32 protein-coding genes and 1 riboswitch are annotated in these 26,983 nt (G+C 34.3%); of the genes, 21 read left to right on the top strand and 11 right to left on the bottom strand.

Annotated elements, in window-relative coordinates; all coding sequences use genetic code 11:
- Positions 1-42: 42 nt before the first annotated feature.
- From ABH966_RS07505 to ABH966_RS07495, 3 genes are all read right to left on the bottom strand, one after another.
- Positions 43-1,467 (bottom strand): erythromycin esterase family protein, encoded by a 1,425-nt coding sequence (locus ABH966_RS07505; protein WP_370077236.1) that lies wholly within the window; start codon positions 1,465-1,467, stop codon positions 43-45.
- Positions 1,468-1,648: 181 nt separating this feature from the next.
- Positions 1,649-2,002, bottom strand: a complete 354-nt coding sequence (locus ABH966_RS07500) for a hypothetical protein (protein ID WP_370077234.1) — start codon at positions 2,000-2,002, stop codon at positions 1,649-1,651.
- A 23-nt stretch (positions 2,003-2,025) separates the two neighbouring features.
- The gene (locus ABH966_RS07495; protein ID WP_370077232.1) at positions 2,026-2,721 is read right to left on the bottom strand and encodes a DUF2225 domain-containing protein; all 696 of its coding nucleotides are present in this window, start codon (positions 2,719-2,721) and stop codon (positions 2,026-2,028) included.
- Between the two features lie 591 nt (positions 2,722-3,312).
- Between ABH966_RS07495 and ABH966_RS07490 the strand changes: the two genes are divergently transcribed.
- Both ABH966_RS07490 and ABH966_RS07485 read left to right on the top strand, forming a co-directional pair.
- Positions 3,313-4,086, top strand: coding sequence for a Cof-type HAD-IIB family hydrolase (locus ABH966_RS07490; protein ID WP_370077230.1), 774 nt, complete (start codon positions 3,313-3,315; stop codon positions 4,084-4,086).
- Between the two features lie 230 nt (positions 4,087-4,316).
- Positions 4,317-4,913: a DedA family protein gene (locus tag ABH966_RS07485; RefSeq protein WP_370077228.1), complete on the top strand. Its 597-nt coding sequence runs from the start codon at positions 4,317-4,319 to the stop codon at positions 4,911-4,913.
- 51 nt (positions 4,914-4,964) lie between these two features.
- Here ABH966_RS07485 and ABH966_RS07480 read toward each other — a convergent pair whose 3' ends face one another.
- The 3 genes from ABH966_RS07480 to ABH966_RS07470 all read right to left on the bottom strand — a co-directional run bounded on the left by ABH966_RS07480 (position 4,965) and on the right by ABH966_RS07470 (position 7,809).
- Complete coding sequence (locus tag ABH966_RS07480; protein ID WP_370077355.1) at positions 4,965-5,702, bottom strand: cyclase family protein; 738 nt, start codon at positions 5,700-5,702, stop codon at positions 4,965-4,967.
- A gap of 100 nt (positions 5,703-5,802) precedes the next feature.
- Positions 5,803-5,907, bottom strand: a riboswitch (SAM riboswitch).
- A gap of 146 nt (positions 5,908-6,053) precedes the next feature.
- The gene (locus tag ABH966_RS07475; RefSeq protein WP_370077226.1) at positions 6,054-6,470 is read right to left on the bottom strand and encodes a YuzC family spore coat inner layer protein; all 417 of its coding nucleotides are present in this window, start codon (positions 6,468-6,470) and stop codon (positions 6,054-6,056) included.
- Between the two features lie 154 nt (positions 6,471-6,624).
- Positions 6,625-7,809, bottom strand: a complete 1,185-nt coding sequence (locus ABH966_RS07470) for an MFS transporter (protein ID WP_370077224.1) — start codon at positions 7,807-7,809, stop codon at positions 6,625-6,627.
- A gap of 110 nt (positions 7,810-7,919) precedes the next feature.
- Here ABH966_RS07470 and ABH966_RS07465 point away from each other — a divergent pair, with 110 nt between their 5' ends.
- Entirely contained in the window at positions 7,920-8,303 is a 384-nt protein-coding gene (locus ABH966_RS07465; RefSeq protein WP_370077222.1) for a winged helix-turn-helix transcriptional regulator, read from the top strand.
- A gap of 81 nt (positions 8,304-8,384) precedes the next feature.
- Here the strand turns inward: ABH966_RS07465 and ABH966_RS07460 are convergent, their stop codons facing one another.
- Entirely contained in the window at positions 8,385-9,230 is an 846-nt protein-coding gene (locus ABH966_RS07460; protein WP_370077220.1) for an aldo/keto reductase, read from the bottom strand.
- Positions 9,231-9,458: 228 nt separating this feature from the next.
- On the opposite strand from ABH966_RS07460, the gene ABH966_RS07455 reads away from it, so the two are divergent.
- The 16 genes from ABH966_RS07455 (at position 9,459) to ABH966_RS07380 (ending at position 22,629) form a co-directional block, all read left to right on the top strand.
- Positions 9,459-9,860, top strand: a complete 402-nt coding sequence (locus ABH966_RS07455; protein WP_370077218.1) for a hypothetical protein — start codon at positions 9,459-9,461, stop codon at positions 9,858-9,860.
- On the top strand, positions 9,820-10,230 hold the full coding sequence (locus tag ABH966_RS07450) for a hypothetical protein (protein WP_370077216.1): 411 nt from the start codon (positions 9,820-9,822) through the stop codon (positions 10,228-10,230). The genes ABH966_RS07455 and ABH966_RS07450 overlap by 41 nt, the downstream gene beginning before the upstream one ends.
- A 603-nt stretch (positions 10,231-10,833) precedes the next feature.
- Complete coding sequence (locus ABH966_RS07445) at positions 10,834-11,010, top strand: hypothetical protein (protein WP_370077214.1); 177 nt, start codon at positions 10,834-10,836, stop codon at positions 11,008-11,010.
- Positions 11,011-11,207: 197 nt separating this feature from the next.
- Positions 11,208-12,041 (top strand): ABC transporter ATP-binding protein, encoded by an 834-nt coding sequence (locus tag ABH966_RS07440; protein ID WP_370077212.1) that lies wholly within the window; start codon positions 11,208-11,210, stop codon positions 12,039-12,041.
- Positions 12,042-12,057: 16 nt separating this feature from the next.
- Positions 12,058-12,807: an ABC transporter permease gene (locus ABH966_RS07435; protein WP_370077210.1), complete on the top strand. Its 750-nt coding sequence runs from the start codon at positions 12,058-12,060 to the stop codon at positions 12,805-12,807.
- On the top strand, positions 12,797-13,237 hold the full coding sequence (locus ABH966_RS07430; protein ID WP_370077208.1) for an ATP-binding cassette domain-containing protein: 441 nt from the start codon (positions 12,797-12,799) through the stop codon (positions 13,235-13,237). The genes ABH966_RS07435 and ABH966_RS07430 overlap by 11 nt, the downstream gene beginning before the upstream one ends.
- A 56-nt stretch (positions 13,238-13,293) precedes the next feature.
- Positions 13,294-13,971: a response regulator transcription factor gene (locus ABH966_RS07425; protein WP_370077206.1), complete on the top strand. Its 678-nt coding sequence runs from the start codon at positions 13,294-13,296 to the stop codon at positions 13,969-13,971.
- A 21-nt stretch (positions 13,972-13,992) separates the two neighbouring features.
- Positions 13,993-15,012 (top strand): sensor histidine kinase, encoded by a 1,020-nt coding sequence (locus ABH966_RS07420; protein WP_370077204.1) that lies wholly within the window; start codon positions 13,993-13,995, stop codon positions 15,010-15,012.
- 275 nt (positions 15,013-15,287) lie between these two features.
- Entirely contained in the window at positions 15,288-15,734 is a 447-nt protein-coding gene (locus tag ABH966_RS07415) for a VOC family protein (protein ID WP_370077202.1), read from the top strand.
- A gap of 279 nt (positions 15,735-16,013) precedes the next feature.
- Positions 16,014-16,682 (top strand): response regulator transcription factor, encoded by a 669-nt coding sequence (locus ABH966_RS07410; RefSeq protein WP_370077200.1) that lies wholly within the window; start codon positions 16,014-16,016, stop codon positions 16,680-16,682.
- The gene (locus tag ABH966_RS07405) at positions 16,679-18,031 is read left to right on the top strand and encodes a HAMP domain-containing sensor histidine kinase (RefSeq protein ID WP_370077198.1); all 1,353 of its coding nucleotides are present in this window, start codon (positions 16,679-16,681) and stop codon (positions 18,029-18,031) included. Before ABH966_RS07410 ends, ABH966_RS07405 begins: the two co-directional genes overlap by 4 nt.
- Before the next feature lie 569 nt (positions 18,032-18,600).
- Positions 18,601-19,512 carry an ABC transporter ATP-binding protein gene (locus ABH966_RS07400; RefSeq protein WP_370077196.1) on the top strand — a complete coding sequence of 304 codons (912 nt, stop codon included), beginning with the start codon at positions 18,601-18,603 and terminating at the stop codon, positions 19,510-19,512.
- Complete coding sequence (locus ABH966_RS07395; RefSeq protein WP_370077194.1) at positions 19,509-20,219, top strand: ABC transporter permease; 711 nt, start codon at positions 19,509-19,511, stop codon at positions 20,217-20,219. Before ABH966_RS07400 ends, ABH966_RS07395 begins: the two co-directional genes overlap by 4 nt.
- Complete coding sequence (locus ABH966_RS07390) at positions 20,220-20,957, top strand: ABC transporter permease (RefSeq protein WP_370077192.1); 738 nt, start codon at positions 20,220-20,222, stop codon at positions 20,955-20,957. It begins immediately after the preceding gene.
- Positions 20,958-21,040: 83 nt separating this feature from the next.
- Complete coding sequence (locus ABH966_RS07385) at positions 21,041-22,303, top strand: erythromycin esterase family protein (protein ID WP_370077190.1); 1,263 nt, start codon at positions 21,041-21,043, stop codon at positions 22,301-22,303.
- Between the two features lie 167 nt (positions 22,304-22,470).
- Complete coding sequence (locus ABH966_RS07380) at positions 22,471-22,629, top strand: DUF1540 domain-containing protein (RefSeq protein ID WP_082172635.1); 159 nt, start codon at positions 22,471-22,473, stop codon at positions 22,627-22,629.
- Positions 22,630-22,673: 44 nt separating this feature from the next.
- On the opposite strand, the gene ABH966_RS07375 is transcribed toward ABH966_RS07380, so the two are convergent.
- Genes ABH966_RS07375 through ABH966_RS07360 form a run of 4 tightly spaced genes read right to left on the bottom strand, consistent with a single transcriptional unit; the run spans position 22,674 to position 25,189 of the window.
- Positions 22,674-22,919: a group-specific protein gene (locus ABH966_RS07375; RefSeq protein WP_370077188.1), complete on the bottom strand. Its 246-nt coding sequence runs from the start codon at positions 22,917-22,919 to the stop codon at positions 22,674-22,676.
- Positions 22,920-22,977: 58 nt separating this feature from the next.
- Positions 22,978-23,328, bottom strand: coding sequence for a hypothetical protein (locus ABH966_RS07370; protein ID WP_370077187.1), 351 nt, complete (start codon positions 23,326-23,328; stop codon positions 22,978-22,980).
- A gap of 50 nt (positions 23,329-23,378) precedes the next feature.
- Entirely contained in the window at positions 23,379-24,473 is a 1,095-nt protein-coding gene (locus tag ABH966_RS07365; RefSeq protein WP_370077185.1) for a sensor histidine kinase, read from the bottom strand.
- On the bottom strand, positions 24,464-25,189 hold the full coding sequence (locus ABH966_RS07360) for a response regulator transcription factor (RefSeq protein ID WP_370077183.1): 726 nt from the start codon (positions 25,187-25,189) through the stop codon (positions 24,464-24,466). The genes ABH966_RS07365 and ABH966_RS07360 overlap by 10 nt, the downstream gene beginning before the upstream one ends.
- A 157-nt stretch (positions 25,190-25,346) precedes the next feature.
- Here ABH966_RS07360 and ABH966_RS07355 point away from each other — a divergent pair, with 157 nt between their 5' ends.
- Together ABH966_RS07355 and ABH966_RS07350 are read left to right on the top strand one after the other, a co-directional pair.
- Entirely contained in the window at positions 25,347-26,270 is a 924-nt protein-coding gene (locus ABH966_RS07355; protein WP_370077181.1) for an ABC transporter ATP-binding protein, read from the top strand.
- Positions 26,263-26,961, top strand: a complete 699-nt coding sequence (locus ABH966_RS07350) for an ABC transporter permease (RefSeq protein ID WP_370077179.1) — start codon at positions 26,263-26,265, stop codon at positions 26,959-26,961. The genes ABH966_RS07355 and ABH966_RS07350 overlap by 8 nt, the downstream gene beginning before the upstream one ends.
- Positions 26,962-26,983 lie beyond the last annotated feature (22 nt).

Here is a 26,983-nt window from a genome sequence, read left to right as displayed (position 1 = left end):
AAAATAGCAAACTAGAAAAACTAGTTTGCTATTTTTATATTCTTATTTTATATAATGTGGTTTACTTACTTTATCAATCAGCAGAAGGCCATCATATTGATCTCGTGGAACAAGACTTTCTTGAATCATTCCCCAGCTATACGATAAACGTGGCTCAAACATCCATGAGTTTCCTCGCTCATTTTGACGGTTTCGCATGTCGATAAATGTGTATGGTTTATTTGAAGATGATAGAATATCCTCGATTGATCCTTTTACTGTCGGTAAAACGGCCATAGGTTCACCCATATTGTTTGCTGTTTCGCCACTAGTCATATAAAGACCAAGTACATAACTATATTTCTTATAGATATCTGGTAGACGTTCACCCATCAATTTTACCGGATAAGGAGAACCCATTACTTCGGATTGTGCTTTACGAATATGGTCATTATGCGCCCAGACGATAAATTTTTCAGTTGGATAAATCTCCTCTGCTAACCAAAGAAGGTTTTCCATCATTGATTGGTCACGCCATTCCATTGTCTTTAAAAAAGAATCATATTTATTTTGTTCTAAATCAATATTTGATTGAATTGATAGTTCTACATAGTCGTCTGCTAAACGGATACGGTCAGCTAAAGTACGTTCCATAAGCTTTACAATATGAGGCTCGCTCGGATAAGCTGCTTTTAACTCTTTTTCTTTTAGCTGAACTTGAGATTTTACTTGTTTATACACTTCGATAATGCTTGGTTTCGCCTTTTGGTAGCCTTTTAGATCCGTAACAAAGCTCCAGTCTACAAGTTGCTTCTCTACTTCACTGAACTGTTTAGCAAGCTGACTATTTTGCAGCCACTCACCATTCGTGAACGCACCTTGCTGTTGAATATCAAAGCCTGCTAATTTCAAAGGTTTATCGGTATTCTGTGTTTTTTTAGCATACTCAAATAACGGCAGTGTTTCTTTTGACCACCATACACCAAAAATAGCATCCTTCATCGTTTGTTGCGCTGTTTGTTTATCAATTTGTCCTTGCGCATTCATGGCATTCCCCATACCGCTTTCAAAGGCTAGGACATTGTAGCCCATTTCTTGGTGTAAAAATTGAATTAAACGTGTTTTCGCTAGGCTAAATTCTGCTGCGCCATGTGAACTTTCCCCTAAAAAAACGATGCGCTTATCATGCAATAAAGGCTTTAACATCTCTAAATCTTCAAATTTAGTAGATGGAATGTTTTGTTGACTAATTGCTTCAGGTTGAATAGATGTTAAGCCGTAAGCATGATCGTTTGTCCACTTTTTCCAATCTTGAAGTGTTTCATTGGATGTGCGGGCTTGCTTTACTTCTAAATTGTTCTCCAAAGCTACACGTTCTTCTATCGCTGGAACTGCTGCCGATGCATTTGATACTCCGCTGAACGCTGTAAAGCTTGCTAACGCAATACTTAATGATAATAAAACCTTACGATTCTTACCTTTTGTCACTTTCTATCAGTCCTTCGCTATATGTTAAGGTCAATTATAGATAGTGAAGTTTAAAGTAAAAGGGGAGTTTGTTTAAATTTTGTTTAAATTTGGTTGGGTGTCATTATTTTGGGTTATTCGAGCGGAGGCAGATAAAAAAACATCTCCATAGCGTATGTACACTGTAGAGATGTTAACTATTTTATTTATAGTGATACGTGCTAGCTCTCGGATTATTCCGTTGTATTTGATTGAACCATGTACGATCCTTTTCCTCTTGTTTTAAAGTGTTAACGATGGTTGATGAGCAACTAACACAGATTTTTGCCTGAGTAACTTGTCCGCAGCGTTCACAGGGTGCGCCTAAATTAGGGAAAATCGATTTTTTTAATTTTCCTGTTTTTACCCATTTATAGAGTAGCTCAGATGAAACCCCAGTTAATGTAACTACCTCATCGTTCGTTAAATAGCGATTATTTTTTCTCAGTAAAAAATGATGTAGTTCTGAAAAAATATCTTCTTCTCTCACATCAATCCTTTTATTAAATAGCTGCATGTTGATTATTCTCCTCGTTTACTTCAATTGATGACTTCTCCTATATGGTCATTTACATTGTTAGGCTGCTCATCATATTTATAATTTTCCCAGCGATTTCGTGCTAGTTTTCGATATTTATTGGAGACATTTCGGTCTGCTATTAGTCGAGAGAATCCTTTTTTCGCTTCAGCAATATCTCCGAGTCGAAGGCTTAATTCTGCATGTAAAAATTGAATTCTCTCTCCGCCCTCTTGATTGGATGCAAAAGATTTACTGTAAAAATCTCTAGCAGCAAAAAGGTAGCGCATTTCCGATTCCTCATCATTTTTTAAGCGATATAGCCAGGCTATTTTTAAAGCGAAATTGGCCATAAGAAGTGACTCTTCCATTGATGCTCTTGATACAAGATAAGCTAATTTAATGCTTACAATGGCATCATCGATTGTACGTTCCTTGCACATATCCATTGGTTTTTGAAGCTCTTTTATGTATAGCTCATCAATAAGAAGCATGAAAGGCCCATATGTTCTTGTCATAGATTTGTGGTAAGCATAGCCACAATGTGGACAAACGGCAACTTCATACAACAACGGGTTTAAACCTTCGTAAACTGGCATGAAGTCTGTTTGTTCTTCGATAATTTTATATCGATTAGGGCGTACTTTATATGTGGTAAAATGCTTCTTGCAAAACTTGCAATCCACACTACTTTCATAGTAGTAAATGTTAAATGCCATAAGAATCAACTCCTTTACATAAAAAACGATTATTATTTCTTTTGTTCTATTTATACGATGGACAGTATCGTTCAATGTGTTTAATTTAGTTACCTTTATATTAACAATTCTATGTTCTTTGGTATACTCCTTTAGAATTATTAAAATAAAAATGTTCATTATTTTCTTAGTTATTTGGAATTTCAATATGTACCCGTAATAGTATTTATCGGTGTAGTTAAAGCAAGTTATACATTCGTTTTAGTTTGTCAAATAACGTACAAATTTAAATAATTATTGATGTTTTTATTATAAAGTTGAATGTGTAGGCGATAATGCCTATTTCGTGATTTTGGTATAAAGATGTTTCTTAATGTAAAATTACAAGTATATTGATTGGGGAAATATAGGATTATTATTAAGCAACAAAGGGGAGTCACTCAACACTCGCCTGTAGTGGAAAATGACATTTATATCAGGGTGATCGGAGTAGGGCTGAGCGACTTCTTGGAGATCATCGTCACAGGTGTTACCCGAAGTGGGCCATGTTATGGTGAGGTTCCTCTAAATGATATACCTAATAAAATTGTGTAAAACGATAAGGAGCGAACGATGGATTATAAAATTGTATTTTTTGACGTAGATGGAACGCTTGTTAATTATGAAGATGGTCGTATTGAAGAAAGTACAAGAACCGCTATTAAGCAATTAAAAAACAAAGGAATTCATATTGTTGCTGCTACAGGAAGACCCTTGTCAATGTGCCAAGATTTAAGAAACATAGGCATAGAAACGTTTATTACAGCTAATGGTGCCCATGTTAAGTATCAAGATCGAGTAATACATAAAATGCCTATTGCAAAGGAAATTGTCCACGCAGTTAAGGCTTTTGCTGAAGACAATAAACAAAGTCTATCATTTTTTACAGAACAATTATCGATGAATAACGTCCAAGAAGAAAAGACATTAAAAGCTATGCAAGAAACATTATCTTTGCTAGAGTTTCCTGATATTAATGAAGATATTTTAACGCAAGAGGTTTACTTAATGTGTTTATATGGCGATGAGGATATTGAGAAAAAGTATACTTCAAAATTCCCTCATTTATTATTTAAAAGGTGGCACCCGTATATTACAAATGTTTTGCAACATGATGTTTCTAAATCTATTGCTGTCCATGCTGTACTAGATTATTTCGACTTGAGTCCTGAAGAAGCACTTGCTTTTGGCGATGGAGATAATGATATCGATATGCTGGAGCAGGTCGGCTTTGGTATTGCAATGGGCAATGGTAGTGAAGCATTAAAAAATGTCGCTGATTTTATAACGAAGAAATCAACTGAGGATGGTATTGATTATGCTCTTCGGGAGCTACAAATAATTTAATAGAGTAGTAGCCGAGAAATGAGATTTATAGCATGAATCGACCACTATACAACATTGGAGAAAGTTTTTAAAAAGAAATAATTTTTCCATCTATACAATCTACAAGGCAGTGATAATAAATCCTGGAGAAAATTGTATTAAAGTCATAATACTCATAATATTGTTTGCTTTGAGTTATTATAAAGCTATCTGTAAAAAGAAATTCATTATGCTTTAGGTGGGAAGGATTTATGGCGCATCACGTGCAATCTCTAATAGAACATTACGGGTATTTTGGCATCATTCTTATCCTAGTTGGCGGGATTGTTGGGCTGCCACTTCCCGATGAGATATTTTTAACATATGTAGGATATAGCGTATATAAAGAAACCCTCGCACATATTCCAGCTTTAATCAGCGCTATGGTAGGTGCGGCAGGGGGAATTACTCTGAGCTACTATATAGGCTATAGATTTGGGCTACCGTTATTGCAAAAATACGGTCCAAAAATCCACATTACTGAACAGAAAATTGACTTTACTAGAAAATTATTTGCAAAAATAGGGCCGGGATTATTATTAATAGGATATTTTATTCCTGGTGTGCGTCATCTTACAGCATATATTGCGGCTATCAATAATTATCCTTATAAAAAATTTGCTTTCTTTGCCTATACGGGAGCAGTTATTTGGACATTTACTTTTATTACCTTAGGAAAGGTACTTGGGGAGAACTGGCGTTATGTTGGGGTATATTTATCCCGCTACAGTATTTATCTTATAGTATTGTTCCTAATACTAATGTTAATCGTTTATTTTATTTTCAAAAAAAGGAATTCGCCAAAGTAAAAAAGTCTGATTCAATACCTACTCAGGTTGTGAATCAGACCTTTTTATCTTTTAAGGCAATATTGCAAATGAACGCACAGGGAATCCAGAGGCTTTCTCAGGCTTTGGTACAATATTGAAAATAGCAGCACCTTTTGGAGGGAGCTTATCCAAATTTGTCATGAGCTCAATTTGGTAAGTATCTTGCTCAAGCACAAAATATTCGCCATCTAGCTTACCATTTTTACGAAAATCTGTTGCTGAATCCGTATCAAAGGTTTCGTGGCCAATAGCACTTACTTTTCGTTCGCCGAATAAAAATTGTAACGCTTCTAATCCCCAGCCAGGAATATGATTATTGCCATCAGCGTCTTTGTTGCTGAAAGATTCTTTATCTGGCCAACGTTTACTCCAATCGGTACGCAACGCAACAAAGGTACCTGTTTCAATTTCCCCATTTTCAGCTTCAAAGTCAAGAATATCTTGAACACTTAACGTGAAGTCGTTATTTACTTCGGCTTCTTTTGATTTATCAATAACGATTAGTGGTAGCACTAGTTCTTTTAGCTCCAATTCCTCTAAATAGCGTGTATCTCGCACAAAATGGATAGGTGGATCGATATGTGTTCCGTATTGCCCAGGGAAAGTGAATTGCTGCGCAAAGAAGCCATCATCATGGGAAAATAATGTTTCAAATTTTGCATCATCAAACATAAAGAAGTGGGGCGAATTAGGACCAAATGTATGTGTTAAATCCACCCATTCTTTCGATTTCAATAGTTGAATTGCTTGTAAAAGTTCGTTTGCCATAATATCTTCCTGCTTTCTTTTAATTATTTTTGGATGTAACAATAAAAAAGAGCCCTCCTTGTAGAAAGAGGACTCTTGTGCAAAGCAACTAAAGTAAGTCTTCTCATCTTCAAGGCTAAATTTCGCCAATTGGAATTAGCACCATACCTATAGGCTGGTTGCTGAGACTTCATAGGGCCAATCCCTCCGTCTCTCTTGATAAGAAAAAACAATATAAGAATTTTCAGAAATAAAGATTACAAACACTTTAGCATATTTATTTATAGTTTACAAGTTCAATAGGGATACAAGGTTAAAATTCATAAAGATGCTAAAGGCAAAAAAAGTGGCCCTCTTCAAAGGGCCAACTCTTCACCAATTCAAAATTAATGTTAGCTTACAACAGCCTTGATCAGTAAATGTTATTCGAAATCCATCTGGTGTATAGTTCGTTTCGAATTTTAAAGTAATGCCTGTTGACGTGATTAATTTTTCAACTTCTGTTTTATTTGATTGCTGTGCTGCGTTCATAAGATCATGTGCAAATGGCTCGGATTCATCAATTTTATCCGTAAGTATCTGTGCTTGCTTCATAATAGCTTTGATCCGTTTCGCAGAAGTCTTCAATCTATTTGTATTGACGGGTGGAAATGGACTTCTATTCGTTGGGTTTGTTGGCATTGCTAGCTGTCTAAAAGGTTGTTGAGTAGTTGGTTGATTGGCCATTGCCCATGCCCATGTTGGATAATAATTAGGATAGACAAAATACGGATAAGGATTGTAATACAACTAAATTCCTCCTATCCTATGCTGATACCATATATTATGTACAACAAAGGCTTTCGGTGTTTCCTGGGGGCATCCGATGAACCGCTTCACTCCAGGGTCTCGTCTGCCCAAGGAGTCACCCGTTGATAAAAACTGAAATTGTTCCGATAAATCTTCAAAGTTTGTTTCTATCAAAGAGTAACCATAGAAATGTAGTAGCTGCGGCAAGCATCACCATGCCGAATCCGTATATAGGTGTATGAGCTAATGATTGGTGGCGAACGATGATTCCTCCAATGTATGATCCTAGAAAAATACCAATGTTAAAGGCTGAAATATTTAATGCTGAAGCCATTGAAATAGCTGATGGTATATATTTTTCTGAAAGCTGAACGGCATAAAGCTGTAATCCCGGTACATTCATAAACATAAATAGCCCCATCATAAAGACCATTATTAATCCAACGATTGATGATTCTAAAAAGAAGTTGATGCCGAGTAGTGCTAATGCTAAGCCGATAAAGATAATAAAGATAGAACGTAATGGATTATTATTAGCAAAATGACCACCCAGTGTATTACCGATAGCAACACAGATACCGAATACAACTAAGATAATGACAATTGCTTGAGGTGAGTAGCCCATATATTGCTCTAATATAGGGGAAACATATGTGTATACTACAAACACGCCGCCGTATCCGATTGCTGTAATAAAGAGAATTAATAGCATTTGTATGTTCCCTAATACTTTCCCGATATCTCGAATAGATATTGGTTTACCTTTCGATAACTGACTCGGCACAAGCAGAGTATTACTAATTAACCCGATAATACCAATTAAAACAATGAAAATGAATGACATTCGCCAGTCAGTTACTTGTCCAATAAAAGTTCCTAGCGGGACGCCTGTGACAGTTGCTAATGTTAACCCTGTGAACATAAAAGCTATTGCACTTGCTCGTTTATTAGGTGCCACAACATCTGCAGCGATTACAGAGGCAATAGACATAAACACGCCATGTGCTAATGCTGAAATAACACGGCCGGCAAGTAGTAATGAGAATGAGGGTGCTAGAGCTGCAAGTAAATTCCCGATAATAAAAAGCACCATGACGAGCAGCAATACATTTTTACGACTAAGGCGCGATGTTAAGGCTGTTAAAAGCGGTGCACCAATAGTTACACCTAGTGCATATATGGATACGGTTAAACCCGCAGTACTTAACGTTATACCGAAATCTTCTGTAATTAATGGTAGAAGTCCGACGCTTATAAATTCTGTAGAGCCAATACCAAAAGCACTGATCGCAAGTGCGAGTAATGTTAGTTTAGCATTCGGCACTTTTGTATTTTTCATTCTATTAATATCTCCTTTGATTTTTTGTATAGTATATAGTAATATTCATACATGCCTAAAAGTTATATAGGGTACTTTTAGTTACTTTTGAATATTACAGGGGGTTTACAATGAAAAAAGTTTATAATATCGGTGTTGAAGCCACTCTTGAAGTCATTGGAGGCAAATGGAAACCTATTATTCTTTGTCATCTTAACCACCATGGTCAGATTCGTACGAATGAATTTCGCCGATTGATTCCAGGCATTTCGCAAAAAATGCTAACAAGCCAGTTGCGTGAATTGGAGCAGTCTGGATTAATTAATCGTAAGGTTTTCAATCAAGTACCGCCAAAAGTTGAATATTCATTAACACCTTATGGTCAAGAGATGGACCCTGTGCTGAACATCCTTTGCACTTGGGGTGAAAAACATATCGAAGTGCTACAAGAAAAAGGTGAAGATGTTCTGTTAATGCAACGGGATGAAGATATCGCAATAAAGCATACATCTTAAATAGATTGGAAAGAGACTGTCTAAAAAGTTTTCTATACTAAGAAAATAAGACAGTCTCTTTCACGTTTACATAGCTATCGTTTACATGACAAAATCAAACTCATCTGGGTTTGGTCCAACACGTTGATCTAGATTCATGGCGTTAATGATAGTCATCTCTTCATCAGTTAGTGAGAAATCAAAAATATCAGCGTTTTGAATCATACGTTCTTTGCGCACAGATTTTGGAATTGTGACGATACCATTTTGAATATCCCAGCGCAAGATAACTTGAGGGTTTGATTTCCCGTATTTTTCAGCTATTTTTGAAATAGTTTCATTTTCAAGAAGTCCACCTTGCATTAATGGTGCCCAAGCTTCCATTTGTATATTGTGCTCTTCGCAGAATGAACGTACCTCAGTTTGTTGTAATCGTGGATGTAATTCCACTTGGTTAATAACTGGTGTGATACGAGCTGTTTTCAGAAGGGCTTGTAAATGTGACACATGGAAATTACATACGCCAATAGCTTTAATTTTCCCTTGATCGTATAAATCTTCGAGTGCTCTCCAAGCTTCTGCAAATTTATTTTTACCTGGCCAATGAATAAGATATAGGTCTAAATAATCTAGCCCTAATTTTTCTAAGCTGTCTTCGTATGCTGCAATTGTCTCTTCATAGCTCAAGCCATCGTTCCATACTTTTGATGTAATAAATAAATCCTCACGTTTTAAACCAGTAGTTGCTAGTGCCTGACGAATACCTTCGCCAACCCCTGCTTCATTACCATAAATAGCGGCAGTATCGATACTACGGTAACCAACCTCGATCGCATTTTTTACCATTTCTGCTGTAACATCATTCGGTACTTGAAATACGCCTAGACCCATACCAGGCATTTGTAAGCCGTTATTTAATGTAATTTTATCTTGTAAATGATTAATCATTTTTCTGTCCTCCGATTTTCGTTTGTGCTTTGTTGCTTTCTTATTATGCTTCCATGCCATTGCAAAAAAAAGTACGCACTTTTTAGTTTCATAGAAACGTGGAGGTAACTTTTGTGAGATATCAATGGTTCGCTATAAGAAGTTTTTATTAGTTTACGTGGTTCAGCCTTCTATATGCGTTACAATCAATGGTAAAAAATTGAATATTTGAAAATAGTTGGTGAACTCATGGTAATAACAAAAAACTTGGCAAATCACTTAGAAAAGACCGAAATAAAGATGTTTGAATCAAGGCTGAATGCAATTAAGGAAATTCAGGACAATGCTATGAGAGTTGAGATTGGCCAATTTGATGGTGCCTATGCTTTCTCCATAAAAAATATCCCCGGTCCCTCTTACAATGTGGTAAAAGGTAATTGTTTTAGTTCAAAGAATGCCATAGATAAAATCCTTAACTTTTATAAGGAAAGAGAAATACCAGCTCGTTTTGATTTAGCGCCACAATACGCAAATGCTACTTCACTACAAAAATTACATAACGCCGGTCTTTTTCAGAGTGATCTTCATGCAACATTATATTGTGAGCTAAATGAAGGAGAGGGTAGGGAAAACAAAGAATTCTTCCATTAAAATAAGACAAATCGATGAAGCCGAATTTGATCGTTACGGAAATATCTATGTTGAAGGTTTTGGTATGCCAGCATTTTTAGCAGAAAGTGTCACAGCGAATAATAAAGTTTTGTATGACAAACCAGGTTGGTCGTTTTATATCGCTTCTTTTCAAGATGAGGATGTTGGTATCGGCTCCTTGTATATAAATGATGGGACAGCCATATTAGCTGCATCTGCCGTGAAACTAATTGCCCGTAATCAAGGGATTCACCAAGCATTCATACAGTTTCGTATCAACGAAGCTCTTCAACAAAATTGTAGTTTAATGATAGGTCACGCGAAATTTGCATCCATAAGCCAAAATAATATGGAGCACTGTGTGGGCTGAAAATGGCTTATACAAAGAGTATATGGACAGAGGCAACATGAGTGGATTGCGGAAGTTAGAAGGGGATTTAACCCTTAGGAATATTACATTTTTTCGGATTCAGATAGGTCGCTGCCACCAACCTGGTATAAAAGTTTTTTATGCGAAATCAGTGATTGGTGATATGAAAATACCCGGCAATTATTATTACATATACATATTTGTTGTAAAAAGAGGTGTTAAAAAGACTACATACTTAGATCTAATTGAAGTTCTTCTAAATTTAGAGGATACAAATTAATACATTTGATGATAATTAATAACTTTTTAATAATTATTTTTTATTCTGTAAATAAGAGTATTTTAAAACGAAAATTTTGAAAAATTCCAATGTATGTATTTTAGGTAATTTGAAGATCATTTCAATTTGTTAATAAACGAATTGAGTAAGTATCCAAATCTGTATAAGAACATGATATTAATATGCTTTAGTTAAACATTTTGATGAGAGATTTCTCATTCTATCCAAAAAACATTGTGCTGTAATTTTATTAATAAAGGGTAATTACTCATTTAAAGTTTATGGTTAAAACCAATAATGCACTATAGAGGGAGGTAGTTTTTATGGAAAAAATCGCTTTAGTCATTTCTATGTGTGCCTTGTTAGGTACATTTGTTGTCTTTCTTTATGAATTTATAAAAAACGGTAAGTTGGTATTTGAGTCTAAAATAGTAAAAATTTTATTCGTCGTTTATGTTGTTTTCTTTTTTGTTTTTGTGATTGGCTATAACTCTAAATAAGCATTTCTAAATTAGGAATTTCATTGCGTAAGCCGATGATGAGTATTTGAGACACTACAAGTTCTTTTTGAATTGTTCAAGTGGCATACTGTTTGCTGTTGCTACGTGTAGAAAAAATCTATAATACGCTAATTTTTCGTAGGGTATTTATGGCACATTATGTGTTATTTAAAAATATTTAGAGGAGACATGTTTAAATGATTTCAATTATTGATTTAAATTTACAAACAAAAAAACAAATAATATTAGAAGATATTAATCTTAACTTCAAAGATGGGAAAATATACGGTTTGTTAGGTCCTAATGGCTCAGGGAAAACAACTTTATTTAAATCTATATTAGGTTTAACTAATTATGATGGGGAAATATTACACAACAATAGACCTATAAAAGATGCGCATATTGGTAAATTAATTGAATATCCCATGTTTTATAATAATTTAACCGTGTTAGAGAATTTGAAGCTTCATGGAGCATACACAAACCTTGAAAATATAGATTATAAGGAAATCCTTAGTGGTTTTGACATTTATGAAGCTAAGGATAAAAAATATTCGGAAATATCTTTAGGGATGAAACAGCGATTAGGAATAGCTAGGGCCATTATGGGGGATCCTTCGGTTATTTTATTAGATGAACCTACAAATGGGTTAGATCCACTCGGTATTAAATCTGTTAGAAATTTGATTAAAAACTCTTTAAGAAAACCTACTAACTGTATATTAATTTCTAGTCATAATCTTACAGAAATCGAGTCAATTTCAGATGAATTAATATTTATAAAAAAAGGGAAAATTATTACAAAAATTAAGAACAATAATAATAAGCTATTCTATGTTGTTACTTTAAAAAATAAAGAGAGTCTTGCCAGCGATTTTTCGGAAAACCCATATGTTTCTAAATTGCATTTAGAATCAAACTTTAATAAATATATTTATAGTGGGGATGATGAAAAGTTGATTAAAGATGGTAATTATACTTTTGAAAAATACACATTAGAGGATTTATATGAGGAAATAATGTGTTCTTAAGAAGGAGCTTATTAAAATGAAAATATTATTTAAAAATGAGTTGTTAAAATTAAAAAGAGAAAAGTTTATTTGGTTTCTACTGGCATTAAATCTATTACCTATAGCGATGAATATAATTAATTATATTGTTAACAATAAAGATTCGAATATTAAAGATGTTTATTTTATTTTCTATAATCAATATTTTATGTTCTTCCCTATTATTGTTGGTACTTTAGTAAGTTCGGTATTTTATATAGAGTACAAAAATGGTACCTATCTAAACTGGATAACATATAACTTTTCGAAAAATAAACTTTTCTGGGCAAAAATTATTACGGCTTCGTTCTGTTTGTTTTTATTAGCAGCTTTAAATTATATATTATTATTGATCTATGGGACAGTTATTGATTGGGGGAAAGAAAGTTTAATTAAGAATATTGTTGATATCACAATTTCATATTTGATTATGACTTTTTCTTTAAGTGTGCCCATTTTACTTTTAAGCACAATTGTAATGGTCTGGTCTAGAAATATTGTTATATGTAGCATTATTTCTATCGTATTTTCACTATTCTCAATGATTCTAATTGCTGCACCCTTTGCTTATACTATTTTTTCAACATTCTCGTATAGGCTAGGTCTGTATATAATAGATAAAGATTACTATTTTGATAATACTATGTCTGCCACAATAGTGGGAAGTATAGCTTGGTGTAGTACCATTTTAATTTTATATTGTTTATATGTATTTTTCACTTCAAGAAAATTAATTATTGAAAAATAGAAAAAAGAGTAACATTCAAAAGATCAGAAAAGGATCTTTTGAATATGGGACTATAGAAGATAATATTCGCTTCTATAATAATAATGTTTCATCTTCGGATATTGTACATGCTGCAAAAATGGCATGCATCCATGAAGAAATCATTAAATTTCCAATGGGGTATAATACAGTGTTAGGAGACTATGGAGCAACAATATCGGGTGGACAAAGACAGAGATTATCAATTGCAAGAACCCTTGCCGCTAATCCTGAAATGTTATTAATAGATGAAGGCACAAGTAACCTAGATATTGATACTGAGGAAGCAGTAATTAAAAATTTATTTGCTACTAACAAAACAATACTATTTATTTCACATAGACATAAAAATATCGATGATGTAAATCATATAAACTTGATAATGGATTGTTGCAAAAAGAAAAAGAATTAAATATAGTCCTCGTAATATTATTTACTTGGACTATATTTTGGAGAGGGGAGATAAAAATGGATTGTGGAATGCTAAAACATCTAAACTTAGTAATTATTGAAGATAATGAAGATATTTGCGAATTTTTACAAGACTTCTTCTCTAATTACTTCAAAAGTGTCATTTGTTTTAAAGATGGAACATGTAACTTATCAATATTTAATGGTGTACATATTGTAATACTGGACATTATGTTACCATTCGAGGATGGATTTAGTTTATGTTCCAGGATAAAATTGCAAAATCCAGAATTGTCCATTATTTTCTTAACAGCTAAAAATAATATAGACGATAAAATAAAGGGAATAACCATGGCTGATGACTATCTGGTAAAGCCCTTTGACCCATTGGAATTACTAGCTAGAGTAAACTCTATAGCAAACAAAAAATATCATTCTATTATTGAAATTAAACATTTACTATTTAATATGCAAACCAAAAGATTACATAATAAACTTAATAATGAAGAGATATCATTAACTGATAAACAACTAAATCTATTTTTATATTTCATTCATAATAAAAATATTAACCTTTCAAAAGAACAAATTATGTCTTATTTGTGGGAAAATTATAGTACTTATGGAAATTTATCGGTGCATATAAAGCGTTTAAGAGATAAAATTGAAATTGACCCTCAAAACCCAACTATTATAGAAACAATATATGGTTATGGTTATCGTTTAAATTATTAACCTTGATTGGAATGAGAAAAGGTGAGTTTTAGAAGAAAATATAAATTATTCTTATATTTATCCTTAATAAGTATGCCATTTTTGTTTTTAATATCAAATTACCTTTTTTACTTATTTTTCTTAATTAGTAATTTTTTCTCGAAGGGATATTCTATATTTAACTCTGGAGATGCATATCCATATATTATAATACTCTTTTTATGTATAGTTTTTTTATACGGTTATTTATCATCAAAAATAATTGATAAGCTAACAGATGATATTAATAATATTAGAGATGTGATTGATAACATTTACAGCAATTCTAAAATACCCGTTAAGCTTCCCGTTAAAGGGGAAGATGAAATATCAAAACTTAGTTTAGCAATAAATAGGCTACTAGATAGATTAATCTATAATCAATTAAAGATTGCTCAACAAGAAAAACTAAGAAAAGAATATATGAATCAATTATCTCACGATATTAGAACGCCTTTATCAGTAATAAAAACCCAACTGTATTATATTGAGAATGAAAAAAATCTTCCACAAGCCATCCAAAAAATTAATTATAATATTAACTATTTAACTAAATTAATTGATCATATGTATGATGAAACTTTTATAAAACAAGAAGATGTAGACATTCCTTTAATAGAAGAAAATATTCAAGAAATTATATTGGAATCACTAAAGAAATGGAATTATTTATTTAAGAAAGAAAACATAACAATTCATAACAATATTAAACATTTAATAGTTTGGAAAATCGATAAATTATGGTTTGAAAGAATTTTAGATAATATCTTCCAAAACATTGTAAATCATGCATCAGATAGCGATAAAATTATAATTAATTATGTACCTTCAAACGGGGAAGTACACGAATGTATATCTATTATAGATTTTGGATCAGGTTTTGATTTTGAACAGGAAATGCGTAAAAATGAGAATACAGGTCTCAAAATTATAAATAATGTTTCAGAAAAAATAGGTATTACCGTAAATTATACTTCTTCCAACAAAGGTACTCAAATACAGATGTTTAGAAAGTTAATTTAATCTATTATGAAGTTTCGCTCGCATAGGTTAACTAATGTTTATCAAGCATTAATATAGTTTCGTTTAAATGAGCCTCCAAACGAAACTGTAGTTTCATGATAGGTCACGCAAAATTTGCATCCATAAGCCAAAATAATATGGAGCGCTGTGGATTAAAGATGGCTTATACAAAGAGTATATGGACAGGAGCAACATGAGAATTGCAAGAAGCTAGAAGGGGATTCAATGCTTAAGATAGAATAAGTAATTGAATCTTTTATAAAGGAGAGAGTAGGATGAATCGTTTAAATTTAATCACATTGGGTGTAAAAGATATGGTAGAGTCTCTTGAATTTTATCGAGAGGGTCTAGGGTTTGAAGTAATTGTTTATGGTGAAGAAACAAATCCGGATGTTATTTTCTTTAATAATGGAGGGACAAAAATCTCACTGTTTCCGATTGACCGTTTAGTAAAAGATATTAACGAAGCAAATCCACCTGCGATAGGAGATGGCTTTAACGGAATTACACTCGCTTATAATGGAAAATCTAAAGAAGAGGTAGATCAAGTATTTGATTTAGCTAAAAAGGCAGGAGCAAAAATCGTCAAGGAGCCAGAAACTGTATTCTGGGGAGGCTATAGTGGCTATTTTCAAGACCCAAACGGCTACTATTGGGAAGTTGCTTATGGGGACATGTGGCAGTTTGATGATAATGATATGTTGATTATTATTAATAATTAAAGATATAGACGTATTTGGGGGATCCAAATACGTTTTTTTATTGTTAGCTTGTTTTATCGATGGAATTAAAGCCTACGGACGTAATTATGCCGAGGCATAATTGATAGTTATCGCCCAACTTTTTAGTTTTATCGACATACCTAGCACTAGATATGATGTTCGAGCATTTATTAAATGAATCTCTCACTTTACAAACAACGATTGAGTACAAATCTATGAAATCGTATAATACAGAATAACATTATTTCTAAAATATAGCTTAGATTGGGAGGATTACTATTGTATCGCATATTGTACATAGAAGACGAAAAAGAGATTGGCCAATGGGTGACAAAGGATTTAACGGAAAGAGGATACGAGGTTACATGGCTTGAATCTGGTGAAGAAGTCGATCAGCACATAGCCTCTAAGGATATCGCTATATTGGATGTGATGCTACCAGGCTTAGATGGCTTTTCGATTGGCAAAAGAATTAAGCGGGAAAATAAAGAAATCCCGATTTTAATGCTGTCAGCACGAACTGCTGTAGAGGATAAAATAGAGGGTCTCAATTTTGCAGATGATTATTTGACAAAGCCATTTCACCCAGATGAACTTATAGCTCGGGTTGAGGTTTTACTAAGAAGATATCAAAAGAATGATGATGTGCTAGATCTTCAGCATCTAAAAATTTATACGAAAGATATGCGGATTATCAATAAGCAGACCGATGAAGAAATTCAATTAACAGGTAAGCAGTTCTATCTATTACAGTATTTTATTCGCCACTTAAATCAAATTTTAACGAAGGAACAGCTTTATGAAGGTGTTTGGGGTGAAAGTTACATAGAAGGTGATAAAACATTAATGGTGCATATTCGATACTTAAGAGAAAAAATAGAAGTAAATCCAGCCAAACCGACGATTATCGAAACCATTCGAGGCATTGGGTATAGGGTGAAGCTATGAAATTTTTCCGATCATTATTAGCAAAGTATATGTTGATTATTTTTTTAGCCATCTCTATTGTTCAATTATCATACTTTGCTAGTGCCGCTTTTATTTTTGGAATAGGAAAAACTGATTTTTCAAGTGAAGTTCTCAGAGAAAACGAAGTAGAGAAAAAATGGCATACGGAAGCTAAAAGTATAAAAAGTTTTACAGATGTAGCCGTTTCTCAACATTTTGAGGATTGGCAAAAGCAATATCCAAAATCTTCTATGTTTTGGGTAAACGAGGATGGAACTTTACTAACAAAAGTGAATGTGAAGGAACAGCTTCCATCGAAATGGACTCCAGCGTATACTACAAAATTTATTAAAGAGCGATATGGGGAAGATCCGTTTACAGTTATAGCTTTTTTAGGACAGGACGAATCAAATGGGTTTATCGTTTTTGAGATTCCAAGAGAAGTGTTTAATCCACCTCTTAAAAATGTTTATGAACAATATGGAGCATTCGTATTTTTCGGTGTTATTGCGATTATATTATTTTTCATTATAGTCTCCTTTTTATTTTTCAGAGGGATTCGAAGACGACTATTGCGTCTTCAGGAAGCGATGGAAATTCGTGATGTAGATGGCTTACCTATTGAAACGAAGGTCAAGAAGAAGGATGAAATTGGTCAGCTTGAACAAAGCTTTAATCGCATGGTGTGTGAGCTTAGGGAGAGTAAGAATCGTGAGCAGAAGGAAGAACAGTTAAGACGTGAATTGATTGCTAATTTATCACATGATTTACGAACACCATTAACGAAAATACGAGCACAATCATATTCAGTTAGTAAAGAGGTATTATCAGAGGATGGAAAACAAGCGATTAAGGCAATGGAAACGTCGATTGTTAATATTGACGCCTTAATAGAAAATTTAATGTCCTATACATTGCTGACGGCTAGTAAATATAAATTTGAGGCGAAAGAAATCAACGTTATACGTTTTGTACGTGAGCAAATGACGACATGGTATCCAGTGTTTGAAAAGGAAGGCTTTGAAATCGATATTGAGCTACATCCATTTGAGAAAAATGAATGGCAAATTGATCCGATTTGGCTTGGACGTATATTTGATAATTTGTTTCAAAATATATTACGTCATGCGAGTAGCGGGAAATATATTGGCGTCGAAACCGAATCGACGGAGCGCTATGATGCATTTATCATAAAGGATCACGGAAAAGGAATGAAAAATGAATCCAATGCGAAAGGTGCTGGTATCGGCTTATCGATTGTTGATATTATGGTGAAGGGCATGGATTTAGAGTGGGATATAGAGTCCAGCGAATCCGGCACAAAGATTAAAATTAAACACTACAAATAGAATATTTCGTGAAGCATGCTAAGGCATGCTTCATTTCAGTAATTGTTCAAACAGTATGCCAGCAAAGCTTATGGCATGCTGTTTTTTTATTCATAATGCATACAGACTCCTTGGGAAAGTAGAATGGAGTAAGGCAATCGGAATTGCTATCTTCTTTTTAATGCTCATCACAAGAGTAGGGATACCATTTGTTAAAACGTACGCCATGTAAATAAGTTGATTGGAGTGGAGGCTGGGTGACTCCTTGGGGATTAGCGATAGAGGAACGAAGGCTAAAACCATCACATCCTGTGATAACGCCTTCGTGACCAACATCGTGTTGGCCCGAGACCCTGCAGCGAAGCGAAGCGGCTCATCGGACGCCCCCAGGAAGCTTTGCTCTGTGCGAAAGCGAAGCGTCAGCAACAAATGTTTTATCTGCCCGAAAGCGAAGCGACAGCGGCAAAGCACCCAGTCGGAACGGAAATCAACCCACGTTATGATAAAGTATCTTTTTTAAACAAAATTTAAACTTGAGCCTTACCTGTTTTTAACCTTCATTTCTTATGATAATTACAGAGGTGAGGACAATGGAATATATCATACAAACAGAAAATTTATCAAAGAGCTTTGGTAAAGAGCAAGCTGTATCAAATATAAATTTAAAAATACGCAAAGGTGAAATATACGGATTTTTAGGACCGAATGGAGCGGGGAAAACTACGACGATTCGTATGCTTCTTGGATTAATGAAGCCAACTTCTGGGACCATTAAAATCTTCCAAAAAGATTTAACGAAGGAACGAATTAATATTTTAGCAAAGGTTGGTTCATTAGTAGAGAATCCTTCTTATTATCCACATTTGACGGCCTATGAAAATTTAGAAGCGTTAAGAAAAATTTTAGGTGTACCGAAGTCACGCATCGATGAAGTATTAGAAATTGTTCGTTTAAAGGATGCTGCAGATAAAAAAGTAAAAGGCTTTTCACTTGGAATGAAGCAACGTTTAGGTATTGCTGCATCTTTGTTACATAATCCTGAATTACTTATCTTAGACGAGCCAACGAATGGTCTTGATCCATCTGGTATTATTGAAATTCGTAATTTGATTAAACGACTTCCTGAAGAATATGGAATGACGATTATTATTTCAAGCCATCTATTATCTGAAATAGATCAAATGGCAACGCAAGTGGGCATTGTGACAAAGGGGAAAATGATTTTCCAAGATTCAATTGAAGCAATGCGTAGATTTGCTCAGCCAAAGGTAGTAATTAAAGTGAGCGATAGTGAAAAGGGCTGGCGTTCATTAGTGGCAAATGGCATTAAGGCAGAACATAAGGATGACCTCATTTTATTTGATGAATGTTCAGATGAAAAAGTAGCACATATTGTACAAATCCTTGTACAAGAAGGTATTTCGGTATATCGAGTAGAGGAAGAGAAACGATCTTTAGAGGAGATTTTCCTTCAAATGACAACAGGAGAGCAAGCGCTATGATAGGGAAACTGTTAACTTCTGACTTTTTGAAAATTAAACGCAAAGGATTATGGTTTTTAACAGCTTTAGGACCAATTGGTGTTGTTGCCATGCAAATGGTAAATTACGGCGTAAGGAAGGACTATTTGTTAGAGCAAAGCGAGGACGATTGGGGTTTCTATTTATTAAATGTTCATTCATTTACACCACTTGCTATCGTATTAGGGATTGCTATTTTAACTTCATTTATGGCGAGCATTGAAAATGAAACGAACGCTTGGAAGCAATTAATTGCACTACCGGTGTCTAAATTAACGGTGTATTTATCAAAGTTCACGGTTCTAGCGATTTTACTGTTCTTGTCTTCCACGATTTTAATGTTAATGACACTGGCTTACGGAATCTTTTTAGATTTAGGCGATAGCACACCCTATATGGAAATTGCTAAATTTGCTTACTATCCATACTTTGCAGCGTTGCCAATATTGGCACTGCAACTTTGGATTGCGAGTGTTTGTCATAATCAAGGGATCCCAATTACAGTAGGTATTTTCGGCGTGATTTTTGCTTATTCATCATTTGTATTGCCTGACTGGATGATTTGGAAATGGCCATCGTTAATGAATCAATGGGATGAGCCTGTTATTAATGTCATGCTTGGAGTAGGTATTGGTATTTTACTGTATATTATCGGAATGATAGATTTTGCTAGAAGGGATGTAAAGTAAATGTGGTCTATACTGAGCGCTGAATGGTTTAAATTGAGAAAATCAAAAATGGTGCCAATCATTTTAGCAGGACCGATAATCGGACTTTTTATCGGATTAACATCAAATATGGAATCTAATATGCAAGGTATTGATGTGAATCATTGGTACATTTCTTTGTTTTCAATGAATTTAACGTACGCATTATTGTTTCTACCTTTAATTGCAGGGGTATTTGCAAGTCTTATTTGTAGATATGAGCATCAATGTGGTGGTTGGAAACAGCTTCTAGCATTGCCGGTAACAAGAGGAAAAGTATTTGCTGCAAAATATGTGTTAATCATGATTCTTATGATGGCGATGCAATTATTATATTTATGTTCTATATTTGCTGTAGGCATGATAAAGGGCTATACAGATCCTTTCCCGATGGAGATTGTTTGGAAGAGCATTATCGGAGGATGGGTAGCGACATTGCCACTAGTGGCTTTGCAGTTGTGGATGTCTATCATGTTTAAAAGCTTCGCTGCTCCATTTGCTGTTAATGTAATTTTTACTTTACCTTCTATATTAGCAATCAATTCAAAAACTATCGGACCCTACTATCCATGGGCTCAACCATTCTCAATGATGTATGTAGGCGGCAATATGGATGATGTATTCTTCGTATCTTGGGATCAATTATTAACAGTTGTAGGAGGAGGGTTCGTACTGTTTTTCCTTGGAGGGTATTTATATTTCCAACGAAAAGCTGTATAAAGTGAAATGGGGATTTACTCATCCCCACTTAGTCTTCACCAATAGGGCGATAAGGGATAAACTTTTAAGGGAGAATTTTATAAATGGTATTTGTTAAAAAGAGCTTTTTATTAATTTCAGCATTATTTCTTTTGTTATCTCTAGCGGGATGTGGCAAGGGAGAAGCCGTTAAGGATGCTTCGAAATATACATCCGCGGTTGAAGATATCGATATTCCAAATTATGTGAAAGTAATTGGTTTTGGAGAAGCAACACATGGAAACGTTGAATTCCAAACATTAAAGAAGGATGTATTTCAGGCTTTAATTAACAATGAAAATGTTCGTGTTTTTGTATTAGAAGGAGATTTTGGTGGCGCTCAGCAAATTAATCAGTTTATTTTAAATGGTACTGGCACAGCTGAGGAAGCGGTAAAAGCTTTGGATTATGGTATCTATAAAACGGAGCAAATGATTGAGTTTGTTCAGTGGATGCATGATTATAACATGGCTGCAGATGAGAAAGATAGAATTTATTTTTACGGTAACGATATGCAACGCTATGATTATAGTAAAAAAGGGTTACTAGATTATTACGAAGTGGTTAATAGTGAAGGCGGTAAGAAATATAAGGCACAGCTAAAAGATGTAACGAATAAAACAATGAGAGATTTATCAACTAGTCAGCTAGAGGAGCTTGATAAAAATATTGATGCAATCATCAAGGATTTGCAAAAAAATAAAGATTCTTATGAAAAGCAATCCTCGAAAGAAGCATATTTATTTGCTGCTCAATATGCACAAATCATCAAGCAACGCACGCAATTATTTTTAAATGACAGCAATTATATGAGTCTTCGTGATGAGTATTTAGCGAACAACTTACAATGGATCGTTGATTTTGAAGCGGCTCAAGGTCATGATAAAGTACTGATGTCTGCTCATAATGGGCATATAGAGAAAACTTCAGCGAATATGGCAGGATACAAATCTATGGGCCAATACTTAGACGAAGTGTATAAAGATGCGTACTATGCTATTGGGACTGACTTTGTTAACAATACGTTTCAGGCACAAAATGGGTCAGGCGAAAGAAAAAATTATACGATTGAACATCATAATGCTTTAGTAGACGCCTTTAGTGAGGTCAAGGACAATATTTTCTATGTAGACTTTAAAAAGGCTAATGAATCTCAGGAGTTAGCTGACATCGTAGCAAAAGAACAAAGAATGGGCAATATCGGCGATGATTTTAGCTTTTGGTACAAGTTCACACAGATGCTTTATACGATTAAAATGACACCTGCTGAGGCATATGATGGCATGATAATTGTTCAAGAGGTAACACCGACAAAAGTTATTGAATAATGCGCGAAAAAAATGCTATTACCTTCGTAGGTAATAGCATTTTTTGGAATTATGGATGAGTTTCTTTACCAAAAGCCAGTAAACATCCATATTCTTCTGTTTCATTACACCTTCTGTATTGAATACTTCAATTTTGTTAATGATAAAAAAGAGGAGGTGTGGAAACAATGGCACAAGAAATTCTTTGTGAAGTTAATAACTGTACATTTTGGAACTCTGGAAACAGATGTGGTGCAGAAAAAATCTATGTTGTAAGTCAAAAGGGACAACAGGCATCTAATAGTGAAGAAACAGATTGTAAGACATTTAATCCTGAAACGCATTAAATAGTAAGGGTAACCATATAAATGGTTACCCTTTTCCAATATCTTTATAAATAGACATCGACTTTTACCTTGCTAAATAAAAGCGCATGAGCATTCTTCACTTTTTCCTCTACATAATCTAATGAATACTGTCCATAGGAATCTGTTAAATCACCAATAGCACGAGATAAATTATCAATAACGGGAATCAAAGTTTCTAAGTGAGTAAGTTCTTCACCTTTATTCATTTCATCAGTAATTTCATGAGCAAGATGTTGAATCTTTCTTAGTCGCAATTTTTCAGATTGCATGGAATCCTCCTTATTGAACCGATTTATGATGCTTTAATATATGTCAAACAATACGATTTCATGAATGGTTCTGGCAGGCCTTCAAGTTGATCGGGCTCGCCCCGAAAGTGATCGGGTAAGCCTCAAAAGTGATCAGGTCCGCCCCGAAAGTGATCGGGTAAGCCTCAAAAGTGATCAGGTCCGCCCCGAAAGTGATCGGATATGACTCAAAAGTGATCAGGCCCGCCCTGAAAGTGATCAGGTCCGCCCCGAAAGTGATCGGGTAAGCCTCAAAAGTGATCGGGTCCGCCCCGAAAGTGATCGGGTAAGCCTCAAAAGTGATCAGGTCCGCCCCGAAAGTGATCGGATATGACTCAAAAGTGATCAGGTCCGCCCTGAAAGTGATCAGGCCCGCCGAAGAACTGCTCAAGTCCAACAACTGACAACTCGGGCGACATCCAAAAGTGTTCAATTCCCATATTACTTTTTAGGTAATGTAATAATAAACGTTGTCCCATTAGAAGGTTCGCTCTGTACTGAGATAGTGCCGTTATGAGCTTGAACGAGTTTATAAACAATCGCCATGCCCAGTCCAGTACCTTCAGAAGAAGATTCTGTAGTAGTTCCTCGATAATATTGTTGGAATATATTGTCCATCATGTGTTGAGACATACCTATGCCATTATCCACAATGTGGATTTCTACATGCTCTGCCCTGTTAAAAATCTGTGTATAAATATCTGTATTAGGTGGATTGTGGATAACGGCATTCATAAGAATGTTTTGTAATATGCGTTGCATGAATTTTGTATCAATGTCAATGTTTATAACAGATGTATCAGTTTTAAAATGCAATATATAGTCATTGGCCTGTGGATTGTTGCTTATATTGGCAACAATTCTTTTTGTGAAATCCACAATATCCTGATTTGTTTTATGCAAGGGTAACTGACCGTCTGTATTATTAAACTGAATGACAAGACTTAAATCTTGAATAAGTTCCTCCATATGCTTGCCTTTATCTGCAATCTCTTGAATAAAGGAACGAGCTTCCTCCTTGGACCAATCGTATTGATCGTTTAATAGTAGGGTAGAGTAGCCTGTAATATACGTTAATGGCGTTTTTAAATCATGGGATATACCGGCAATCCATTCTTGTTTTGCTTGTTCAACCTTTTCACGTTCTGTTTCAGCAGCTTTTAATTTTCCTGATAAGGATTGTAGGTGTTGAAGTACCTCTTGATATAACATATAACGCATACGGAGCTTTCCTTTGCGTGTATAGATTTTAGATAGTCCAACAGGTTGTGTATAGTTTTCCTGTGATAGCTGATGGATCCAAGACATTATAAAACCAAGAGGACCCCCGAAATACCAGCCAAATACAGCGATACAAACAATAGTGCTGAATCCGAAAATCCATGCGACTAGTAGACTCTGATAAGCTTCACTAACAGATTTTTTAAAGAGTGGGAGAATACCTTCGAGTCCGATCACCATACAAATTCCACTCAAAAGCATCCACAGAATAATCCCCAATGCAAGATGTAACGTAAATCGAGTGTTTATTCGCATAGTGAATCCTCTTTCGGTGGAATGAATTTATACCCAATGCCCCTTAAGTTCACAATTATTTTAGGTTTACGCGTATCATCCCCAAGCTTTTTCCTTAGCTTCGAAATATGAATCGTGACGGTTTTCTCCTCACCATATACATCATTTCCCCACACGAATTCGTAGAGCTGTGAAGTTGTAAAAATACGATTTGGATTTTTACAAAAGAAGTGCAGTAGCTCTAGCTCTTTAGCCGTACATTCGACGAGCTGATTGTGAACGGTTAATGTTGCAGATTCAGGATTGAGAGCAAAATAACCGAAATCAAATTTTGTAGTCTGCTGTTGTTGAGCACTTTCATACATTTTTTGACGTCGAAGGATGACCTTTATTCGAGCGACGACTTCTAAAGGATTAAAAGGTTTTGTAATATAATCATCTCCGCCAATACCCAATCCTGTTAATTTATCAAAATCGGTAGAGCGAGCACTGACAAAAATAATAGGTGTATTTGTATGCTTGCGTATTTCTGTGCAAAGTTCAAAGCCACTTATATCTGGTAGCATTATATCGAGCAAAATAATATCGTAATGCTTGTCTTTTACAAGCTGTAGTGTACTTTTACCTGTTGAAGCAGTATCAATATTGATAAAGTTTTCTTTCCGTAACGTAATTTCTAATAATTTTAAGATACCAATCTCATCATCTACGATTAGGATTTTTTCAGCAGTTTCCATTTTTATCCCTCATTTCAATTTCATCATAACAGCTTCTGATTTTTATATCTTTACTATCTTGAAAAAATTACTGTCATTTTCCATCGAGTTTACTTTGATTTTACTTTCGTTTATTAAGCTTAATGTAACGAATTCAAAATGGTAAGGAGCACATAACATGGAAACTGTTATTCAACTACATCAATTAAGTAAGAGCTTTAAAGGAATCGAAACTGTCTCGAATGTCAATATGAATGTTAAGAAGGGAGAGATTTATGGGTTTTTAGGTCCGAATGGGGCTGGAAAAACAACGATTATGAAGATGATTTTAAATTTAGTAAAACCAACTTCAGGTGAAATTAAAATATTGAATCAATCCATTTCGACTACTTCCTATCAATACTTAAGTAAAATAGGCAGTATTATCGAGTACCCGGAATTTTATGACAGGCTAACAGCGAAGGAGAATTTAGAGCTTCACTGTGAGTATATTGGAGTTTATGAAAAAGGAGCTACCGAAGAGGCATTAGAGATAGTAGGTCTTAATGGTGTTGAACATAAAAAAATACATGAATTTTCTCTAGGAATGAAGCAAAGATTAGGTATCGCACGTGCCATTGTTGCTAAACCAGAAATTCTTATTTTGGATGAGCCGATAAATGGTCTTGATCCAATAGGTATTAAAGATATTCGAGAGCTCTTGTTATATCTAAAGGAGAAGCTTGGAATCACTATATTAATATCAAGTCATATCGTGTCAGAAATTGAATCAATAGCAGATACAATTGGCATCCTTCATCATGGGAAATTATTAAAGGAAGTAAAAATGGACGATATTCGAAAAGAGAACATGGAGTATCTGGAGATTAAAATAGACGATGTGAAAAAAGCGATTCATGTGCTAGAGAACAAGTTAGGAATTCGAAAATATGAGATTGTCAATCAGCATTGTATTCGAATTTTTGAACATGATATTTCTCAATCTCAAATTAATAAAGAACTTATATTCAATAATATTACTGTCAATAGCATTGAAAAACAGCAACAGCATTTAGAAGAGTATTTCTTAAACCTTATTAATGGAGGGAATCAAATTGCTTAAACTATTAAAACTTGAATGGAAAAAGAATAGTATGTCTAGCTATTTTAAAGGCTTAACCATTTGTATTATTGGAATTTTTGCGGCAGTGGCACTTATGGCAGTTGGTTCTGCAGATGAAAAGATGTTTCAAGATTATACAGATTTTATGTCTTTGACAAATATATTAATTCGCATTGTTTTTATCATTTTTTCGAGTGTAATTCTATCTCGTTTAGTCATTGACGAATACAAAAATAAGACGGTTCAATTATTATTTACGTATCCATTAAAAAGGAAAAAAATTATTTTTGCTAAGCTGTCTTTAGTTTTCGGATTTTGTTTCTTTAGCATTATCATTGCGACCTTAATGATGAATATCGCTGTTTATTTTTTAAATCCAATGATGAACTTCTTTGAATCTCCTGTTGAGATACAGGATATGGTAGCTACTATACCGTCTACTTTTATCATTGCTTTTATGATGGCTGGGGTAAGCTTAATTCCTTTGTATTTTGGTATGCGAAAAAAATCAACAGCTGCGACAATTACATCCGCTGTTTTAATTGGATTTTTGATTAATGCAACGGTTTCAAATGGGGATACATCTACAAGTTTATCTCAATTTATCATTGTCCCAACAATAATGTGTCTATTAGGGCTTATTATCGGCTATCTGTCCTATTATAAAGTCGACAAAGTAGATTTAACTTAAAAATGAGAAATGAGGATGTAAA

It is taken from the genome of Lysinibacillus sp. RC46, from assembly GCF_041262385.1.
GTDB lineage: Bacteria > Bacillota > Bacilli > Bacillales_A > Planococcaceae > Lysinibacillus.
Note: the sequence above shows the minus strand (reverse complement) of the source record. Positions and strands in the feature narration are given on the sequence as shown.

What these genes read in the sequence shown, in the direction of transcription:
- ABH966_RS07500 (WP_370077234.1), bottom strand. Translation starts at nt 2,002, where the DNA reads ATGCAGCTATTTAATAAAAGGATTGATGTGAGAGAAGAAGATATTTTT.
- ABH966_RS07495 (WP_370077232.1), bottom strand. Translation starts at nt 2,721, where the DNA reads ATGGCATTTAACATTTACTACTATGAAAGTAGTGTGGATTGCAAGTTT.
- ABH966_RS07490 (WP_370077230.1), top strand. Translation starts at nt 3,313, where the DNA reads ATGGATTATAAAATTGTATTTTTTGACGTAGATGGAACGCTTGTTAAT.
- ABH966_RS07485 (WP_370077228.1), top strand. Translation starts at nt 4,317, where the DNA reads ATGGCGCATCACGTGCAATCTCTAATAGAACATTACGGGTATTTTGGC.
- ABH966_RS07480 (WP_370077355.1), bottom strand. Translation starts at nt 5,702, where the DNA reads ATGGCAAACGAACTTTTACAAGCAATTCAACTATTGAAATCGAAAGAA.
- ABH966_RS07470 (WP_370077224.1), bottom strand. Translation starts at nt 7,809, where the DNA reads ATGAAAAATACAAAAGTGCCGAATGCTAAACTAACATTACTCGCACTT.
- ABH966_RS07465 (WP_370077222.1), top strand. Translation starts at nt 7,920, where the DNA reads ATGAAAAAAGTTTATAATATCGGTGTTGAAGCCACTCTTGAAGTCATT.
- ABH966_RS07460 (WP_370077220.1), bottom strand. Translation starts at nt 9,230, where the DNA reads ATGATTAATCATTTACAAGATAAAATTACATTAAATAACGGCTTACAA.
- ABH966_RS07455 (WP_370077218.1), top strand. Translation starts at nt 9,459, where the DNA reads ATGGTAATAACAAAAAACTTGGCAAATCACTTAGAAAAGACCGAAATA.
- ABH966_RS07450 (WP_370077216.1), top strand. Translation starts at nt 9,820, where the DNA reads ATGAAGGAGAGGGTAGGGAAAACAAAGAATTCTTCCATTAAAATAAGA.
- ABH966_RS07445 (WP_370077214.1), top strand. Translation starts at nt 10,834, where the DNA reads ATGGAAAAAATCGCTTTAGTCATTTCTATGTGTGCCTTGTTAGGTACA.
- ABH966_RS07440 (WP_370077212.1), top strand. Translation starts at nt 11,208, where the DNA reads ATGATTTCAATTATTGATTTAAATTTACAAACAAAAAAACAAATAATA.
- ABH966_RS07435 (WP_370077210.1), top strand. Translation starts at nt 12,058, where the DNA reads ATGAAAATATTATTTAAAAATGAGTTGTTAAAATTAAAAAGAGAAAAG.
- ABH966_RS07425 (WP_370077206.1), top strand. Translation starts at nt 13,294, where the DNA reads ATGGATTGTGGAATGCTAAAACATCTAAACTTAGTAATTATTGAAGAT.
- ABH966_RS07415 (WP_370077202.1), top strand. Translation starts at nt 15,288, where the DNA reads ATGAATCGTTTAAATTTAATCACATTGGGTGTAAAAGATATGGTAGAG.
- ABH966_RS07405 (WP_370077198.1), top strand. Translation starts at nt 16,679, where the DNA reads ATGAAATTTTTCCGATCATTATTAGCAAAGTATATGTTGATTATTTTT.
- ABH966_RS07400 (WP_370077196.1), top strand. Translation starts at nt 18,601, where the DNA reads ATGGAATATATCATACAAACAGAAAATTTATCAAAGAGCTTTGGTAAA.
- ABH966_RS07395 (WP_370077194.1), top strand. Translation starts at nt 19,509, where the DNA reads ATGATAGGGAAACTGTTAACTTCTGACTTTTTGAAAATTAAACGCAAA.
- ABH966_RS07390 (WP_370077192.1), top strand. Translation starts at nt 20,220, where the DNA reads ATGTGGTCTATACTGAGCGCTGAATGGTTTAAATTGAGAAAATCAAAA.
- ABH966_RS07385 (WP_370077190.1), top strand. Translation starts at nt 21,041, where the DNA reads ATGGTATTTGTTAAAAAGAGCTTTTTATTAATTTCAGCATTATTTCTT.
- ABH966_RS07380 (WP_082172635.1), top strand. Translation starts at nt 22,471, where the DNA reads ATGGCACAAGAAATTCTTTGTGAAGTTAATAACTGTACATTTTGGAAC.
- ABH966_RS07375 (WP_370077188.1), bottom strand. Translation starts at nt 22,919, where the DNA reads ATGCAATCTGAAAAATTGCGACTAAGAAAGATTCAACATCTTGCTCAT.
- ABH966_RS07365 (WP_370077185.1), bottom strand. Translation starts at nt 24,473, where the DNA reads ATGCGAATAAACACTCGATTTACGTTACATCTTGCATTGGGGATTATT.
- ABH966_RS07360 (WP_370077183.1), bottom strand. Translation starts at nt 25,189, where the DNA reads ATGGAAACTGCTGAAAAAATCCTAATCGTAGATGATGAGATTGGTATC.
- ABH966_RS07355 (WP_370077181.1), top strand. Translation starts at nt 25,347, where the DNA reads ATGGAAACTGTTATTCAACTACATCAATTAAGTAAGAGCTTTAAAGGA.